At 60.2% G+C, this 16,156-nt stretch carries 16 protein-coding genes, 1 tRNA gene and 1 other RNA gene; 11 read left to right on the top strand and 7 right to left on the bottom strand.

Features of this window, described 5'->3' with window-relative positions:
* Window positions 1-3: 3 nt before the first annotated feature.
* Window positions 4-1,590: a Do family serine endopeptidase gene (locus ACJ2A4_RS10645; RefSeq protein WP_408872793.1), complete on the bottom strand. Its 1,587-nt coding sequence runs from the start codon at window positions 1,588-1,590 to the stop codon at window positions 4-6.
* A 125-nt stretch (window positions 1,591-1,715) separates the two neighbouring features.
* Here ACJ2A4_RS10645 and ACJ2A4_RS10640 point away from each other — a divergent pair, with 125 nt between their 5' ends.
* The 3 genes from ACJ2A4_RS10640 to ACJ2A4_RS10630 all read left to right on the top strand — a co-directional run bounded on the left by ACJ2A4_RS10640 (window position 1,716) and on the right by ACJ2A4_RS10630 (window position 3,217).
* The gene (locus tag ACJ2A4_RS10640) at window positions 1,716-2,912 is read left to right on the top strand and encodes a P-loop NTPase (RefSeq protein WP_408872792.1); all 1,197 of its coding nucleotides are present in this window, start codon (window positions 1,716-1,718) and stop codon (window positions 2,910-2,912) included.
* Window positions 2,909-3,064 carry a hypothetical protein gene (locus ACJ2A4_RS10635; RefSeq protein ID WP_408872791.1) on the top strand — a complete coding sequence of 52 codons (156 nt, stop codon included), beginning with the start codon at window positions 2,909-2,911 and terminating at the stop codon, window positions 3,062-3,064. The genes ACJ2A4_RS10640 and ACJ2A4_RS10635 overlap by 4 nt, the downstream gene beginning before the upstream one ends.
* A 78-nt stretch (window positions 3,065-3,142) precedes the next feature.
* A tRNA-Thr gene (locus tag ACJ2A4_RS10630) sits at window positions 3,143-3,217 on the top strand.
* 498 nt (window positions 3,218-3,715) lie between these two features.
* Here the strand turns inward: ACJ2A4_RS10630 and ACJ2A4_RS10625 are convergent.
* Entirely contained in the window at window positions 3,716-3,913 is a 198-nt protein-coding gene (locus ACJ2A4_RS10625) for a hypothetical protein (RefSeq protein WP_408872790.1), read from the bottom strand.
* Window positions 3,900-4,811: an FAD-dependent thymidylate synthase gene (gene thyX, locus ACJ2A4_RS10620; protein ID WP_408872789.1), complete on the bottom strand. Its 912-nt coding sequence runs from the start codon at window positions 4,809-4,811 to the stop codon at window positions 3,900-3,902. Before thyX ends, ACJ2A4_RS10625 begins: the two co-directional genes overlap by 14 nt.
* A 93-nt stretch (window positions 4,812-4,904) precedes the next feature.
* On the opposite strand from thyX, the gene ssrA reads away from it, so the two are divergent.
* The 3 genes from ssrA to ACJ2A4_RS10605 all read left to right on the top strand — a co-directional run bounded on the left by ssrA (window position 4,905) and on the right by ACJ2A4_RS10605 (window position 6,391).
* Window positions 4,905-5,231, top strand: a transfer-messenger RNA (tmRNA) gene (gene ssrA / locus ACJ2A4_RS10615).
* Window positions 5,232-5,329: 98 nt separating this feature from the next.
* On the top strand, window positions 5,330-5,905 hold the full coding sequence (locus tag ACJ2A4_RS10610; protein ID WP_194260499.1) for an SspB family protein: 576 nt from the start codon (window positions 5,330-5,332) through the stop codon (window positions 5,903-5,905).
* A gap of 93 nt (window positions 5,906-5,998) precedes the next feature.
* Window positions 5,999-6,391, top strand: a complete 393-nt coding sequence (locus tag ACJ2A4_RS10605; protein ID WP_062507104.1) for a VOC family protein — start codon at window positions 5,999-6,001, stop codon at window positions 6,389-6,391.
* Window positions 6,392-6,427: 36 nt separating this feature from the next.
* Here the strand turns inward: ACJ2A4_RS10605 and ACJ2A4_RS10600 are convergent, their stop codons facing one another.
* The 3 genes from ACJ2A4_RS10600 to ACJ2A4_RS10590 form a co-directional block, all read right to left on the bottom strand.
* The gene (locus ACJ2A4_RS10600; protein ID WP_011252962.1) at window positions 6,428-6,646 is read right to left on the bottom strand and encodes a hypothetical protein; all 219 of its coding nucleotides are present in this window, start codon (window positions 6,644-6,646) and stop codon (window positions 6,428-6,430) included.
* An 84-nt stretch (window positions 6,647-6,730) separates the two neighbouring features.
* Window positions 6,731-7,528 carry an ABC transporter ATP-binding protein gene (locus tag ACJ2A4_RS10595; protein ID WP_194260497.1) on the bottom strand — a complete coding sequence of 266 codons (798 nt, stop codon included), beginning with the start codon at window positions 7,526-7,528 and terminating at the stop codon, window positions 6,731-6,733.
* Window positions 7,529-7,532: 4 nt separating this feature from the next.
* Entirely contained in the window at window positions 7,533-8,402 is an 870-nt protein-coding gene (locus tag ACJ2A4_RS10590) for an ABC transporter permease (protein ID WP_408872788.1), read from the bottom strand.
* 207 nt (window positions 8,403-8,609) lie between these two features.
* On the opposite strand from ACJ2A4_RS10590, the gene ACJ2A4_RS10585 reads away from it, so the two are divergent.
* From ACJ2A4_RS10585 to ACJ2A4_RS10575, 3 genes are read left to right on the top strand one after another with little or no spacing between them, the layout of a single operon-like run.
* Complete coding sequence (locus ACJ2A4_RS10585) at window positions 8,610-9,989, top strand: transglycosylase SLT domain-containing protein (protein WP_408872787.1); 1,380 nt, start codon at window positions 8,610-8,612, stop codon at window positions 9,987-9,989.
* A 58-nt stretch (window positions 9,990-10,047) separates the two neighbouring features.
* Entirely contained in the window at window positions 10,048-10,596 is a 549-nt protein-coding gene (locus ACJ2A4_RS10580; RefSeq protein WP_062507097.1) for a peroxiredoxin, read from the top strand.
* A complete protein-coding gene (locus ACJ2A4_RS10575; protein ID WP_408872786.1) occupies window positions 10,593-11,180 on the top strand; it encodes a DUF1643 domain-containing protein in 588 nt (195 codons plus the stop codon). Before ACJ2A4_RS10580 ends, ACJ2A4_RS10575 begins: the two co-directional genes overlap by 4 nt.
* Window positions 11,181-11,210: 30 nt before the next feature.
* Here the strand turns inward: ACJ2A4_RS10575 and ACJ2A4_RS10570 are convergent, their stop codons facing one another.
* A complete protein-coding gene (locus ACJ2A4_RS10570; protein WP_408872785.1) occupies window positions 11,211-11,843 on the bottom strand; it encodes an FtsQ-type POTRA domain-containing protein in 633 nt (210 codons plus the stop codon).
* Between the two features lie 295 nt (window positions 11,844-12,138).
* Here ACJ2A4_RS10570 and ACJ2A4_RS10565 point away from each other — a divergent pair, with 295 nt between their 5' ends.
* Window positions 12,139-13,698: a carbohydrate porin gene (locus ACJ2A4_RS10565; RefSeq protein WP_194260491.1), complete on the top strand. Its 1,560-nt coding sequence runs from the start codon at window positions 12,139-12,141 to the stop codon at window positions 13,696-13,698.
* 149 nt (window positions 13,699-13,847) lie between these two features.
* Complete coding sequence (locus ACJ2A4_RS10560; protein WP_408872784.1) at window positions 13,848-16,112, top strand: TonB-dependent receptor; 2,265 nt, start codon at window positions 13,848-13,850, stop codon at window positions 16,110-16,112.
* Window positions 16,113-16,156: the final 44 nt, after the last annotated feature.

Here is a 16,156-nt window from a genome sequence, read left to right as displayed (position 1 = left end):
ATATCAGTTCCCAAGGAAGGGCACCGGCACCCAGCGCAATCCGTCATCATCCTGAACCAGCAGCAGGACTTCCGTCTTCTTGCGGTCATGCAGGCGCTGCACGGCCTTGGCGAAATCGTCCGGCGTATTGATCTGGTCCTGCCCGACCTGCGTGATCACGTTCCCTTCCGCGATTCCGCGGGATGCTGCGGGGCTTCCTGCCTCGACACGCGAGACGAGAACGCCGCGCTGATCGTCGGTCAGGGCATATTGCGTGCGGGCATCGGCGTCGATCGAACTGACCGTCACCCCAAGCTCGCCCAGAGCCGCATGGCGGTGCTCCGGCTGATGCGTGTCCGAAGGAGGCATGTCCGGCGCCGTGGGCGACTGTCCCAGCGTGATGGGCAGCGTCTTGAGCGCGCCCTTGTGCCACACTGTCAGCTGCGCCTGCGTCCCCGGCAGAATGGACGCGATGATGCGCGGCATGGTCTGGCCGGTCACATCCTGATCGCCGACACGGGTGATGATGTCGCCGACCTCAAGCCCCGCCTTTGTCGCAGGGCCTTTGGGATCGATTTCCGAAATCAGCGTGCCCTTGCCGTTGGAGCCGTCGGCCTTGTGGAAATCGAGCGTCTCGGCGATGTCGTTCGTCACGTCCTGGAATTTCAGCCCCATCCAGCCGCGGGAAACATGCCCCGCGCGTCGGAGCTGATCAATAATCCCACGCGCATCATCAGCCGGAATAGCGAAACCGATACCGATGGAATCGCCGCCCGCGCCACCATAGATCAATGTATTGATGCCAATGACTTCGCCGGACAGATTGAAGAGCGGCCCACCCGAATTGCCGCGATTGATGGCGGCATCCGTCTGGATGTAGTCGTCATACAGACCGTGTTCGACGTTTCGTCCACGCGAGGAAATGATGCCTGCCGTCACGGTGCCATTCAGGCCGAACGGATTGCCGATCGCCAGAACCCAGTCCCCAATCCGTGCCTTATCGCTTCGTCCAAGCGGGACCGTCGGGAGCGGGTGTTTCGGTTTGACCTCCAGCACGGCCAGATCGACCTGACTGTCTCGCCCCACGATCCGTGCAGGCATCTCCGTTCCGTCCTGCAGCGTGACGCTGACCTGATCCGCATCTTCGATCACGTGGTTGTTCGTCACGATGATGCCGGACGCATCAATAATGAAGCCCGAGCCCAGAGCCTGCTGACGGCGCGGCGGCTGGTTCGGCGCAGGTTTGTGCTTCAGATAATCGTGGAAGAACTTTTCCAGCGGTGAACCGGGCTGGAATGGTGGCACCTGCGGGCCGTCCGGATTACTGGAATCGGTCCCCTTGTCGTCATTCTTCGCAGGTTTGAGCACGGCCGAGGTGGAGACATTGACCACGGACGGCAGCAGCCTGTTCGCCAGATCCGCAAAGCTTGACGGCACCGAGCGTGGCGTAGGCGTCGGCACCGAAGACGGCTGGCTCGAAACAGGCGGTACAGTCTGTGCAAAGGCCGGGACGGCCCTCACATCCCATCCCGCTGCCAGGGTGACAGCCAGACCGGAAACAGCAAGACAGGCCGTGCGACGGGCGCTGGAACGGACGAACAGGTTTTTCATACCCGCACGCTAACGCAGAACGTGGCCCTTCGTCACCATCCCGCCGTTCAGGATGCGTTTTCAGGCCGGCCATGCTAGGGTCAGAGTCCTTTCCGACATGACATTTTCCCTGATGAGAACCCGGCATGACTGACACCACGCCCCCGAATGACATGCCGCCCGGCTCTGCAAAGACCGCCTCCAGCGACGAAACCCGCATTACCGACATCCTGAAATCCGAGCAGGACGGGCAGGGTTCGAACGTCCTGTCTTTCGCCGCACTCGAGAGTGTGTCGGTGCGCAACGGTCATGCGCATGTCTCTCTGGCCACATCACGCGACAACGCTTCGCGCGTGGAGCCCCTGCGTCCACGCGTCGAAGCCGCTATTGCGAGCCTGCCGGGCATCACGGGCGCTACCCTGTCCTTCACGTCACACCGTCCTGCCACACCAGCCGCAGCCAACGCGCCGTCTCAGGGCGGGGGACACCGTCCTTTCAATCTAGGCGACAAACGCCGCAATGCGGCCAGCAGACATGCGCCTGAGACGCTGCTGCCAGGCGTCAAAGCCGTCATTGCCGTTGCATCGGGCAAGGGCGGTGTTGGCAAGTCCACCACAGCCGTCAATCTGGCGGTCGGTCTCGCAAGGGAAGGTCTGAAAACCGGGCTTCTGGATGCGGACATCTATGGCCCGTCCCTGCCCCGGATGCTGGGACGCAACACACGTCCCGAGGTTGTGGATAGCACGATCCTGCCGATCGAAGCCTGGGGCCTGAAAAGCATGTCCATCGGCTATCTGGTGGACGAGAACCAGGCCATGATCTGGCGTGGCCCCATGGTCATGGGTGCGCTGACGCAGTTTCTGGGTGAAGTCGAGTGGGGTGAGCTCGACGTGCTCGTGATCGACATGCCGCCCGGCACCGGAGATGCCCAGCTGACGCTGGCCCAGAAGCTCGGCCCGAAGCTGGCGGCCGGTGGCGCGATCATCGTCTCCACACCTCAGGATATCGCATTGCTGGATGCACGACGGGGCGTGGCCATGTTCGAGCGGATGGAAACCCCAATCCTCGGCGTCGTCGAGAACATGTCCTATTTCTGCTGCCCCAACTGCAACCACCGAACGGAACTGTTCGGCCATGGTGGCGCCAAGGCCGAAGCGGAAAAGATGGGTGTCCCCTTCCTGGCGGAAATCCCGCTGCTGGCCGATATCCGCGCCAGCGGGGATGAAGGCACCCCCATTATCCTCTCCGCCCCGGACAGCGAAGCCGCCCATGCCTATACGAGGTTTGCACAGGCCGTCGCACGCTCCCTGTCTTCCGAACACAGCCCGAAAGAGCCGTCATGATCCGCATTCTCTTCATTGGCGCCTGCCTGACACTGGCAGGCTGCTCCCACACAGTCACGCATCGCGGCCTTTCTGAGGACGGTTACGGCTTTACGCAGGATTCGCAGCATCTTCCGCCACCGGCAGATCTGACCACTCCCATACCGCACTAAAATCCTGCTCAGAGCAGAGAATCGTTCTCCGCGTCTTGACCTGACAGGCCCCGGCATGGAAAAAGCCGCACTGCTGATGCCGGGTTAGCACAGTGGTAGTGCAGCGGTTTTGTAAACCGAAGGCCGGGGGTTCAAATCCCTCACCCGGCACCAGCTTTTCCAAGAAAACATCACGGCCCTGACTATCAGGCGCAGATTTTCTTCCCCATCGGTCAGCGCTGCTGATAGACGACGGGAAAATGCTGCTCAAACCGGGGCTTGCACGCAAAATCTTCCAAAAATCTCCGCCCCCTGCGGACGAAAATATCCTCCGGGATCAGTAATGCACAAGTATTGCATCCGGAGACGGTGGAATGTGGGTATTCCAAGAATTTTCTTGACACCCTTACAGTATAATCAGTGGAAGTGCCAACACGCTTTGCTAATTTTTGCCAATTAAATCATCTAGTTAGATCACCAGAAGCCATCGCTCATGCGAATTGGGCGATGCCGCGCGGACAATGTAACCCTGTGGATAACTCTGTTCGTAAAAAGTTCTGGGGCAGATGTGACGAAATTCACACGGAATCGCTCTGAATCTCTCATAACGCCTGAGCAAATAAATAAAGACAGGGAATCCTGTCTTTACTATCGTTTACAGAACTGAATATTTTACGAGACCGGCCAGAAAAAATGAATTGCAAGAGACGTCAGAACAAGAACAATCGCCACGACACCTAACACCAATAGATTTGGTGTCTTTACGGGTTCATCTTCAATGGGATTGGCAGCCTGTGCTTCCCGTGCCTTGAGCATCAGACGCTCAAGGTCGCTTCCGGCTGATCCGGGGTCGGATTCAGGATGCGCCATCCAGAACCGCCATCATCTCGGACCACTCGCGCTTGGTCAGTCCGGAATTTTCCTGCGTTACGGTTTCCCCAGCCAGACGCCGGCGCACCACCTTCAGCATCCCGGCGGACAGCGTAAAGGCGCCGAGACGATATTCTTCAAAAGCAGCTGCCGTTGCCGGAACCCACGCCTTGAGGATCTCGATCATCTTTTCTGCATAGACGCGGATTTCGTACTGCGCATGCGGATCGGCCCGCAGGGCAAGGAAGTGCATCAGATTGTGCAGATCGATCTTCCAGTACCACTGGGTATAGGTGTTCAGTGTCAGGTTCATCCGCGCCAGTTCACGCGCCAGACCTGTTCCTTCCGGGTTCAGGAGGCTTTCGTAATCATCATAGCACTGGCTGGCATCGCGGCGCAGGATCTCCAGAACCTGATGCGCCGTTTCAGGATCAAGCGCCTCGCTCCGTCCCTGCCGGTTCGAACTGCTCTGTGCGGCAACCTGATCCAGCGCCGGCAGGTAGAATTCGCGGTCCAGAATGGAATAGCGCGCCGAATATTCGTTCACGCTGGCCATGCGATGACGGATCCACTGACGCGCCACGAACACCGGCAGCTTCACATGGAACTTGATCTCGCACATCTCGAACGGCGTCGAATGCCGGTGACGCATCAGATAGCGGATCAGCCCCGCATCCTCGGACACCTTCTTCGTCCCGCGGCCATAAGACACCCGGGCCGCCTGCACGACCGCACCATCATCGCCCATGTAATCGACGACGCGCAGGAACCCGTGATCCAGCACCTCGAAAGGCGTGAAAAGCAGGTTTTCCATCGCCGCCACGGTCGGACGGGACGTGAGCTGGGGTTCGCTGCGTTGCGCTTCGATTTCAGCGCGCTGTTCGGATGTCAGTGCCATGGCGGCGGCTTTAGCATGTGATTTCCCGGCGCGTCATCCGCATGAATCCGGTTGACACGATTCCTGCGGCTTATTTTTTTTCCAGCCCGCTTTTCCCTTGCGACGGGACACCGGCACTCCTATGTTCAGCAGTGCAAGGGGTTCGTCCCCGGCTATGGCGATAAACGGTAAGTGAAATAAGTGTTGTGGACCCGGGGGCAGTGCCCGGCGTCTCCACCATGAACAACCCCTCGCAAAAGGGGTCTGTGGGGACGAAACAGGCTCGACACGCATGGTAAAGACTTACCTTTTGCCCGGCATTGTACCACCGTCATCGGGCTAAACTTACAAGTGCCAACGATAACTCAGAGGTGCTCGCTGTCGCTGCATAAGCGATAAGCGCGGTTCGGGAGGGCACCGGGCAACAGAAGCCCTCCCACCTCATCATGTCTTCGACATTCACAGCAAAGACGGCTTGCCATCCGCGCCCGTCTGTCGCATCCCTGATGCAAGTTGACCGAAACATCAGGCTTGCGACCATGAGCGACGACGATCACAACGGCCAGGACGGCTTCGAGCACGACCTTCCCGAGAGCCTCCTCCCCTATGATGACTGGGTGGAAGACGCCTATCGCGAAGTCATGCTGCGTGCGATCGAGCATGTTGCCGCCGAAGGCCTGCCCGGCGCCCATCATTTCTATCTGACGTTCCGCACGAACCGCCCGGATGTCATCATCCCTGCCCGTCTGCGTGCGCAGTATCCGGAAGAGATGACCATCGTCCTGCAGCACCAGTTCTGGGATCTGGCACTGGACCGCGACAAGGGCGTGATCTCCGTGGGTCTGTCTTTCGGCGGGGTGGGCAGTATTCTCTGCATCCCCGTGAACGCCATCACGGCCTTTGCCGATCCCCATATCCGCATGGCCCTGCGCTTCAGCCACACGCCGCTCGAGGACGAGGAAGACATCGAGATCCCTGAAGGCGCCGTGGAGCCCGATGACATCGACCCCGCCCACCATCCGGATGTCCAGCCTGAAGCGGCTGCCAGCGAGGATGGAAAGAAGGACGCGGAAGTCGTCAGCCTGGCCGCCTTCCGCAAGCGCCCCCAGAACTGAGGTCCGTCCTCGGGGGATTTTGCAAAACGGATTGGCCAGACCGGATTTTTCCAGCCTATACTGACTGCAATGTCGCTCTCATGAGGGATCCCCATGCGCTTTACCGTCGATCGCCTTGACCACATCGTGCTGACCGTCCGGGACAGAACCCTTTCTGCATCCTGGTATCAGCGCGTGCTGGGCATGGATATCGAGGAATACGGTCGCAACAACCGCGTGGCGCTGAGCTTTGGCGGGCAGAAAATCAATCTGCGTCCTGAGGGCTCGGAAGGCTGGGAGACGGCTGGCGACGCAGCGCCCGGAACGTCCGATCTGTGCTTCACGACAGCCATTGCCAGCGAGCAGATCGTCCGCCATCTGGAAAAATGTGGTGTGGCCATCGTCGAGGGGCCTGTAGCCCGTCTGGGTGCGCTCGGACCGATCACATCGGTCTATTGCCGCGACCCTGATGGCAACCTGATCGAACTCGCATCCTATAACGGCTGAAAAGCGGCGGGGCAGAGGCTCCGCCGCATCATTCCGTCACCAGTTCTTGGAAATCAGCCAGAACTCTTCGGAGGTCAGCGTGATGGCGTTGCAGTCTTTCGTCTCGGCCGCAGCCTTGGCGAGGGCATGAATGCGTTCGATCATGATCGTCTTGCGCTGATGCGCTTCAGACGTTTCCTTCACGGTCGACAAGGTCTGCAGAGCGGATTCGGATGCTTTGGCAACGCGCGCGGCGTCAATGGCGGCATAAGACATGAACTGTCTCCCTGAATGTAAAAACCGGGAGGAAGCCTACCCTACGCCTGCCTGGATACCAACTCCGCCGCACCCGGTCCTGCTTTAGGCCGGAATGACCGCTACCGCCGCCTCATAGGCATCCAGCACCTCGTCGGTCGGCCCATCCATCCGGACTTCCCCGCTCTCCATCCAGATGATGCGCGTGCACCATTCCCGCAGGACCGAGAGTGCATGGGAGGTCACGATCAGGATTTCCGCGGCATCGACCATGCCTTCCAGCCGTGCCCTCGCCTTGTCCTGGAACTTCTGGTCGCCCGCCATAAACCATTCGTCCATCAGCAGGATGCGGGGACGTGGCACCGTGGCCAGTGCAAAACCCAGCCGGACGGACATGCCCGAAGAATAGAGCCGCACGGGAAGGTCAAAGAACGCCCCCAGATCGGAGAACGTCTCAACATCCTTTTCCAGTTCCTGCGTCGCAGCCTTCCCCATGCCCATGCGGCAGGCAAAAAGCTGGATGTTTTCCCGCCCCGTCAGTTCGCCGTTCATGCCCGCATTGGGATCGATGAGAGCGTGGGTATCTCCCTCGATATCCAGCGTGCCCTCTCCCGTTTCGTAGATCCCGGCCAGAACGCGCAGCAGCGTCGATTTTCCGGCGCCGTTATGTCCGACGAGACCAACCCTTTCCCCTTCCGAGATCGAGAAGCTCACATTGGACAGGGCCTGGACTTCCACGACGTCGGATGAATTGCCACTCACCCGCATCCGGCCGCCCACAGCTCCCGTCCTGGCCGTCACCGTGCTTTTGGCGCGAGCCAGAAGCGTCTTTTTCAGGGAGCGTGAGCTGCCATGAAGGACGGGGAAAGACAGGGAGATATCTTCAAGACGGATATGAGCCATGACGTCAGATCCAGAAAACCAGACGTGCGCGCGTCCGGATAAAGGACCGTACGGCGACGACCCAGAAGATGGCGCTCGTTGCCAGCGCAATACCCCACAGAGACAGGGCCGGGACATGCCCCAGCAGGGGCGCACGAACGATTTCCAGAAGGGGATAAAACGGATTGTACAGCAGGTAGGACGCTTTTGCTCCGAGCTGCTGCGGCATCCAGATGATCGGAGTCACGTAGAACACGATCTGAAGAAGTGCGCCGATGATCGGGGAAATATCCCGGAAACGCGCGCAGAGGGACCCGAACAGCATGCAGGCAGCAAACCCGTCCAGAGCCCAGAGCAGAAGTGCTGGGATGGCCAGCAGGGCATTTACGCCCGGCCAGAGATGATAGATGACGAAGACGCCCAGCGGCACAACGATATTATGCGCAAAGACAATCGCGTTCCGCACCACCACCCGCACCGCATACAACAGGAGCGGCAGCTGAACGGACCGCACCATGTCCTCGGCATCCAGAAAGCAGGTGCAGGATTCCTGGATCAGGCTTGAAAGCCCCGCCGCCCATAGGGTGAGGGACAGCGACAGGAAGGGCAGATAGGTCACAAGCTGCATATGGAACAGCCGACTGTAGAGCACCCCCATGGAGGCGACCATCAGTGCCGATGTGATCGTCAGCCAGAACGGCCCGAGCGCGGATCCCCGGTAGCGGAGGCGGATATCGAGCCATCCGAGGCGCACACCCAGCCGCCACAGACGCCGCGTTTCCTTCCAGTCAGCCCAGGCCCGTGCAGCGGGACTTCCGCGCGGAGTGTCACGACTGGTATGTCTGCGCGGTGCGTCATCCCGTGCGACATCTGAAGCTGGAGGAGGTACACTCATATCGTCCGCCTACCCGATCCCCCCGGCTCCGGCAAGAAGGCGCGACAGTGAAGTTCATATTCGGGAAATGAATCTTCGCTACGCTGCTTTGCGTGAACAATTCTTCGTCAGAAAATCTGCCCTCCAGAGCCCTTTTTCCTAGTTTCGCCGTAATCCCCGTGTATGCTTGACCTATTGAGACAAGTTTTCCTCAGGTGCCCAGACCCGATGCCCAGCCCCGTCTTTCCGACCCAGTCCACCGCCCGCGCGCTGTCTCTCATCCGTGCGGGTGCTGCCCTCGGTCTGATCGGACTGCTCGCGGCCTGCGCCGGCACCAATGCCGATATGGGGTCGTCCTCGGAACTCCCGGTCTCGCAGGAAGCGGCCAATTACCGTGCCCATGCGAAGTCCTATTACGCCCCTCCCGGACCGCCAGAGGATCCCTGGGGGCCGTATATTCAGGAAGCTTCCAGCCGCTTCGATGTGCCTGAAGCCTGGATCCGGGCTGTCATGCAGCAGGAATCCGGTGGCCATCTTTTCGATCATAACGGCAATTTCATCACTTCGGTTCCCGGCGCCATGGGCCTGCTTCAGCTTATGCCGCCGACTTATGATGACATGCGCCAGCAATACGGGCTGGGCGAGGATCCTTTCGATCCGCATGACAACATCCTCGCAGGCACGGCCTATCTGCGCCAGATGTACGATATTTACGGCTCTCCGGGGTTCCTTGCGGCCTATAACGATGGGCCGGGCAGTCTGGACCGTTATCTCCGCCGTGGGCGTGCCCTACCCCGCGAGACCCGGCGCTATGTTGCGGCCATCGGGCCCCATATTGCCGGTATTACGCCGCATAACCGTTCTGCCGCTGACCTTCTGGTGGCGCAGCACGACCCGAATTCGCAGGTCATGCTGGCCCAGAACACGCAGTCTGCTGACATAGCCCCGATCACCGCGCCCTCCGAGCGGCAGGCCGTCAGTGCGGCCTGGAGCCATCGGGAATCTGCCGAAACATCCTCCGACGACTCAGCCGAGCCTGATACGTCTGCAGGCACGAGTACGGCTTCAACACAGGCCGCGCCGGTTCAGGTCGCATCCGCAGGCAGCTCTGAAGCTCCGACCAGCATCAGCGCAGCCTGGGCCGCCCGGGGTTATGCTCCGACACCCGCTCGCCCCGCAATCCAGGAGGCTTCCGTCCCTGCAGATGACGTTGCGGACAGTCGCGTGACAGCTCAGGAAATCCCGATCGGCCATCACCTGCAGCCCCAGCCGATCATGGCGGTCATGCCGGCAACACGGCCGCAGTATCACATGTCCCTTCCAGCAACGTCCTCGTCGTCCCGTAGAACCGCGGCAACGGGAAACTGGGCCATCCAGGTCGGCGCCTTCGCCAATGCGAAACAGGCAGGCATCGCAACCTCCGCAGCTCACAGCAAGGGCGGCATTATGGTCGCCTCTGCCCGATCACAGGTGGAAAGCGTCCGGAACGGCCGTTCAAATCTGTATCGCGCCCGTCTGACAGGGCTGACGCATGAAAATGCAGTTGCAGCCTGCCGCCGTCTGTCGCACGGTTCTCCATGTGTCGTGGTTCCGCCCGGCGCACACTGACTGCTTTATTTCCGGGCCTGTTTCAGGCCCACTTTTTTAGACAGGGATACCAACCCCGATGCGCCGCTTCCTTGCAACGACCGCTTTCTGCGCCGTCGCCCTTTCCGGCGCCCTGACGATCTCTCCGGCGCATGCTGCACTTGAAACCGGCACCCATGCCCCGGATTTCTCGGCCCCTGCCAGCCTTGGAGGGCACGAGTTCACCTATCATCTGGCCGATGCTCTCAAGACCGGCCCGGTCGTACTGTATTTCTATCCGGCAGCCTTCACGAAGGGCTGCACGATCGAAGCTCATGAATTTGCGGATGCCATCCCGGAGTTCAAGGCACAGGGTGCCACCGTTATCGGTGTGTCCATGGATCCGATCGACAAGCTGGACCGCTTCTCGGTCAGCGAATGCCGCAGCACCTTTGCCGTCGCAGCCGATCCCACCGGCAAGATCACCCGCAGCTATGCCGCCAAGATGCCCCTGCTGCACATGGCAAGCCGCACGTCCTATGTCATCGCGCAGGACGGCCATATCGCCATGAGCTATGCCTCGATGTCTCCTGATGAACACGTCTCGCGCGCCCTGGCCGCAGTGAAGGCCCTGAAGAAGACCCCGTGAGCACACGTCCCCGGCCCACCAGTCCGGATTTATTCGGACAGCATCATGTCGGCGATTCAAACCCGCTGAAACTGGCTGGCGACGTCACCAGCACCGCGATCTATGGCGGACCGCAGGACTGTTACCGTTACACCCTGCGCCGCGTCTGGGACGACAGCCGTCCCATGATCATGTGGCTGATGATGAATCCGTCCGTGGCGACCGAGTTTGGCGATGACCGGACGGTTGCCAAATGCCAGCGTTATGCACGCGCCTGGGGTTATGGGGGCATATTCGTCGGCAACAGCTTTGCCTATCGCTGCACCGACCAGAAACGGCTGCTTGAGGTTACTGATCCCGTAGGGCCGGAAAACGATGCCCATCTGCTGGATATGGCCCGGCAGGCCGATCTGGTTGTCCTGGCTTATGGATCCCCGCAGGCCAAGGGTCTGCGCGCCCGCGGGACCGAAGTCGCCCGGATGCTTGCGCATCACGGCATCAAGGTTACGGCGCTGCGCCTGAGCAAGAGCGGACGCCCGGAGCATCCGCTCTATCTGCCCTCCGCCCTGACACCGCAGCCGCTCGATCCAGACCTGCTGGACTGAGCAAAGCTGCGGGCAATAACGGCCGTGCCGTCAGTTCGCGGACTTTCCGTCCTGCTCGTGGATCTCCCAGATCAGCACCACATGCTGGTCATGGTTGGGATAGGTCGCCTGCGGCTGGAACGAAGCCCCGACATTCTTGCTCTTGTACAGAGCCTGAATGGCCTGCTGGTCAGCTAAAAGCTGTTCATTCGAGACCAAGCCACCAACGCGGAGCTTCGTTGCCGCTTCCAGATCTGCGGTCGAGACCTTTTTGTTTCCGTGGAACTCCACCTTGTCCAGCACCAGAGCGGTTGGCTGTGCCGCAGTACCGGCGGCCTGTTCTTCAAGGATCAGCTTGACGGAGACACCCTTGCCGGAAATCTTCATCTGCTCTCCCAGGCTCGCCCCGACATTGCGCGACGAATACAGGGTCCCCACCCGCTTCTGCGCGGCAGCCAGATCATTGCGCGTGACAGTATCACCGGCATGATATCCGAACGCCTGAAGAATATCCGCAGTCGAAATCTGCTGGTTGCCCTGAACAGCCACAGTCATCAACTTTAGCGGAACAGTCGCAGCCGGGATGGCGGCAGAAGCCTGCTCAGTGGTAATCATTCCAGTAAGGGTCGCCGCAGCGAGCGAAACGCCAAGGAAACCCGGGGCCAACAGGGAGCGAAGGAACATCTGGCAATCTCCTGTAATGAAAAAAGAGAAAATCTCTGATTTTTACGCTACAGGACTTCCCGGCTTTGGCAAATTACGCCAAGGCCATGTCGGAGAAACATCTCCGGCTCCATGCGTTCAGTATTTCCAAACTCTGGCGCGCCTCCCCGTTCGACCCTGGCGCCACGGGTTCGTCTGCGCGTACGAGACACGTACCGATACCAGCAGTCTTTCCGGGGCCTCACAACGTTCCGGAAAGTTGGACGACCGCCAGTTTTCCGTTTCCTCAATTCCATTGAAAGGCCAAGCCCGCTTCATGACTGTACTCGCTTCTTTCGCCCGGACTTCTTCCCGAATCCGTTCCGAACACCTGCGGTCTGTCCTGATGGGGCTCTTTTCCGTTTCCGTTCTGGCCGTCACCGTCGAGAGCGCACAGGCCCAGTCCGCGCCTGACCCCAACAGCGCCCGCAACCGCGTTTCCCGCGAAGCTGCGCTGTCCTCTCCCGCGCCCCAGAACAGCGAGACACCTGCCAATGGTGGCAGCAACACGCCGATCATGCAGAACACCGTTTCCGGGTTCAACCAGACGGCGGGTGATCCGGGTCCCTACTTCTCTGCCCCGATGGGCTCTCAGCATTTCCTTGGCGACTGGGGCGGTGTGCAGCCCTGGCTGCTCAAGCACGGCATCCATCTCATGGCCGCCATCAACGAAGAGTTTGCCGGCAACTTCACGGGTGGCAAGCAGCTCGCCTATTCCGACGCCGGACAGGCTGGCATCGAACTGGATATTGACTGGGACAAGCTCGCAGGCATCCGGAACTTCTGGACCCACGCCCTGGTCGTGAACGGTCACGGTCAGAGCGTTTCGCGTAATTTCGGCGATTCCATTGCAGGCGTGCAGCAGATCTACGGCGCCCGAGGCAACGTGGTGGCCCATATGGTCGCGATGTATGGCGAGATGTCCTTCGTTCATAACCGCATCGACGTCAGTGCGGGCTGGATTCCGGTCGGCAGCTTCTTTGCCGCCTCCCCGCTGTTCTGCGACTTCATGAACGTCGCCATGTGCGGCAATCCCGCCCCGAACAAATACACCGAAGGCAACCGTGACTGGCCGTCGGGCAATCTGGGTGCAGTGGTCCGCGTGATGCCGACCATGGACACGTACATCATGGCGGGCCTATTCGCTGTCAGTCCGCATTCCTATAACGGCGGCATCTCGGGCTGGTCCTGGGCGCAGTCGGGCCTTGGCAAGTTCTCCACCCCGGTTGAAATCGGCTGGACCCCGCGCTTCGGCCATAACCAGCTTCAGGGCCATTATGTCATCGGCTATTCCTACGACAATTCGCGTTACGCGAATCTGTATGAGGACATTCATGGCAATTCCTGGCAGGCTACGGGTCTGCCCCGTCGCTACGAAGCCGGCCGTAACAGCGCCTGGCTCATGATTGACCAGATGCTGATGCGCAATGGCCCCGGCAACACGAACGGCCTGATTGCCCTGGCCGGTGCGATGTACAGCGATGGCCAGACCGTTGCGATGCGCGATCACGAATGGGCCGGTGTGGTCGATACCGGATCTGCATGGGGCCGTCCGCTTGATACAGTCGGTGCGATGTACCAGCATTTCGATATGAGCCATACGGCGGCCCTGCAGCAGGAATCGTCCCTGGCTCTCGGCCTGCCCTATCAGGATAACCAGTGGGGCGCGGTCTATGGTCCACAGAGCCATGAGAACGTGTACGAACTGTTCTATTCCGCCCATATCGCCCGCGCGATGGCGCTCCAGCCGGACTTCCAGTACATCCAGCGCCCGAGTGCAACGACGACGTTCCATGACGCAGCCGTGCTCGGCGTTCAGTTTACCGTCGTCCTCTAAAGCACGCGGAACAGATCAACTGTTTTTCAAGGCGGGGCCCGGCTGGGTCCCGCTTTTTTGTATCCGGTTACACTCAGCCATCACAATTTAATTGCGAATAAATCGCATTATCGTAAAACAGCGCGACTGTTCATTGTTCCGAGGTTTTCGTGCGCGCATTGTTTTCTGCACCTGTTTCAAAGCCCCTGTGGGCTGCGCGCCTGTCCTGCCTCCTTCTGGCAGGAACAGCCTTTTCCGCCCTTGCCGCCGATCCTGTCCCTGCGCCCGTAACTTCGGCCTCTGTCCCATCGAAGGCCAAGGCGGCAGAGCCTCCCAACAAGCCCGACACTACGGCTCAGCAGAGTTCCCGGGACGAGGAAATCATCGTCCGGGCCCGGCGGCGGGATCAGATGGAAGTCAGCAGCGGCGGACAGCTTGGCGCGCTGGGCAACAAGAAGGGTCTAGATGTTCCGTTCAACATCCGCAGCTATAATTCCAGCCTGATCCTCAACCAGCAGTCCCAGACGCTGAGCGAAGTGCTGGAAAACGACCCTTCCGTCCGCACGACTTTCGGCTACGGCAATTTCTCGGAAATGTTCGTCATCCGCGGGTTTGCCGTGGACGGGGACGACGTTTCGATCAACGGTCTGTACGGCATCACGCCCCGCCAGCTTGTCTCGCCCGAACTGTACGATCAGGTGCAGGTTCTCAACGGCGCCAGCGCATTCCTCAACGGCGCAGCACCTAGCGGTTCCGCCATTGGCGGCAATATCAACCTGCTGTTCAAGCATGCGACGAACGCTCCCCTCACCCGCATCACGGGCGACTACACCAGCAGCGCCATGGGCGGTGGCAGCATCGATGTCGGCCGTCGTTTTGGCGAGGACAAGGCCTTCGGTGTGCGCCTGAACGTCGCAGGCAAGAGCGGCGAGGATTCCGTCACGGATGAATACCGCCATTCCACAACGCTGGGCGCGGATTTCGACTGGCATGACCGCGACAACCGCACCCGAATCACCATGGATATCGATTACGAAAACCAGGGCGTGAATGGTGGCCGACCCGCCATCTTCCTGGGCAGCGATGTCACATCCGTTCCGCGCCCCGCTGCGCCTTCGCACAATTTCGGTCAGCGCTGGGCCTATAACGACCTGAACTATGTCTTCGGTATGCTGAACGTCGAGCATGACCTGACGAAGAATATCACCCTCTATGGCGCCTTCGGAGCCCTGAGCAGCAACGAGAAGGGCAACTACTCCAACCCGACCGTGACCAATGGCACAACCGGCGCCGGGACCGCCGGGGCCATGTATGTGCCGTACGATCAGACCAACGAAAGCACCCGCGCGGGTGTCCGCGCCCATTTCCGCACCGGCCCTGTCCGCCACGAGATCAACGCCGGCGGCTCCGGTCTGTGGGAAGACAGTGCCGCCGCCTATGCGATGGCCCTCACGCCCGGCGCGACCAACATCTACAATACGCCGCAGTTCGCGTCCCGGGCCGAGACCTTCACCGGCGGTGTCGTCAATGACCCGCAGACGATCAACCGCACGCGCCTATACAGCCTGTTCTTCTCGGACACGATGTCCTTCTTCCATGACCGCGTGGCCCTGACGGGCGGCTTCCGGTACCAGAACATGCGCATCAACGGCTATAATTACAGCACGACCGGTCAGGGCGCGATGAACAGCCACTATGATCAGGACGCCATCACGCCAGTCGTCGGGCTGGTCATCCACCCGACACGTCGGACTTCGCTGTATTTCAATCGCATTGAAGGGCTCTCGCAGGGACCAACCGCAACAGGCAACGTGGTCAATCTTGGCGAGATCTTCCCGCCCTACAAATCCACCCAGTACGAAGTCGGTGCCAAATACGACACGGGCCGTTTCAGCGCCGCTCTCGCCGTCTATGAAATTTCACAGCCGAATGCCTATTCGGTGGCTGTTGGCGATTCAGGGAAATATGCCTTCCGCGAAGACGGGTTGCAGCGCAACCGTGGCATCGAACTGAGCGTGAACGGCGAGATCCTGCCCGGCCTGCGCTTCAATGGTGGCGGCACGGTCATTCAGGCAGATTTGCGCCATACGGCAGGCGGCCTTCAGGACGGTAACACGGCCATCGGCGTACCGAATTACACGATCAACGGCAACCTCGAATACGATCTGCCGTTCCTCAAGGGCGCTACGGTCGTGGGCCGCGTGGTCAACACGGGCAAGCAGTGGGTCAACACGGCCAACACGCTGCATATCCCGGTCTGGACACGCTTTGATCTGGCAGGACGCTATACGTTCGTGACGCATCACACGCCGGTCACGCTGCGCTTCGGCGTCGATAACCTGGCCAACACGCGTTACTGGTCCTCGGCTTTCAACGGGTACCTGATGCAGGGCATGCCCCGCACCTTCAAGTTTTCCTTCACGACGGATCTGTAATCCGCCTCATACCGCCAAAAATGAAAAACGCGCCCTCCCTTTCA

The organism is Gluconobacter roseus (assembly GCF_046058915.1).
In the GTDB taxonomy this organism is placed as follows: domain Bacteria; phylum Pseudomonadota; class Alphaproteobacteria; order Acetobacterales; family Acetobacteraceae; genus Gluconobacter; species Gluconobacter roseus_A.
Note: the sequence above shows the minus strand (reverse complement) of the source record. Positions and strands in the feature narration are given on the sequence as shown.

Excerpts from the sequence above, each read along its gene's own strand:
- ACJ2A4_RS10645 (WP_408872793.1), bottom strand. The coding sequence starts at position 1,590 with ATGAAAAACCTGTTCGTCCGTTCCAGCGCCCGTCGCACGGCCTGTCTT.
- ACJ2A4_RS10640 (WP_408872792.1), top strand. The coding sequence starts at position 1,716 with ATGACTGACACCACGCCCCCGAATGACATGCCGCCCGGCTCTGCAAAG.
- ACJ2A4_RS10635 (WP_408872791.1), top strand. The coding sequence starts at position 2,909 with ATGATCCGCATTCTCTTCATTGGCGCCTGCCTGACACTGGCAGGCTGC.
- ACJ2A4_RS10625 (WP_408872790.1), bottom strand. The coding sequence starts at position 3,913 with ATGGCGCATCCTGAATCCGACCCCGGATCAGCCGGAAGCGACCTTGAG.
- thyX (WP_408872789.1), bottom strand. The coding sequence starts at position 4,811 with ATGGCACTGACATCCGAACAGCGCGCTGAAATCGAAGCGCAACGCAGC.
- ACJ2A4_RS10610 (WP_194260499.1), top strand. The coding sequence starts at position 5,330 with ATGAGCGACGACGATCACAACGGCCAGGACGGCTTCGAGCACGACCTT.
- ACJ2A4_RS10605 (WP_062507104.1), top strand. The coding sequence starts at position 5,999 with ATGCGCTTTACCGTCGATCGCCTTGACCACATCGTGCTGACCGTCCGG.
- ACJ2A4_RS10600 (WP_011252962.1), bottom strand. The coding sequence starts at position 6,646 with ATGTCTTATGCCGCCATTGACGCCGCGCGCGTTGCCAAAGCATCCGAA.
- ACJ2A4_RS10595 (WP_194260497.1), bottom strand. The coding sequence starts at position 7,528 with ATGGCTCATATCCGTCTTGAAGATATCTCCCTGTCTTTCCCCGTCCTT.
- ACJ2A4_RS10590 (WP_408872788.1), bottom strand. The coding sequence starts at position 8,402 with ATGAGTGTACCTCCTCCAGCTTCAGATGTCGCACGGGATGACGCACCG.
- ACJ2A4_RS10585 (WP_408872787.1), top strand. The coding sequence starts at position 8,610 with ATGCCCAGCCCCGTCTTTCCGACCCAGTCCACCGCCCGCGCGCTGTCT.
- ACJ2A4_RS10580 (WP_062507097.1), top strand. The coding sequence starts at position 10,048 with ATGCGCCGCTTCCTTGCAACGACCGCTTTCTGCGCCGTCGCCCTTTCC.
- ACJ2A4_RS10570 (WP_408872785.1), bottom strand. The coding sequence starts at position 11,843 with ATGTTCCTTCGCTCCCTGTTGGCCCCGGGTTTCCTTGGCGTTTCGCTC.
- ACJ2A4_RS10565 (WP_194260491.1), top strand. The coding sequence starts at position 12,139 with ATGACTGTACTCGCTTCTTTCGCCCGGACTTCTTCCCGAATCCGTTCC.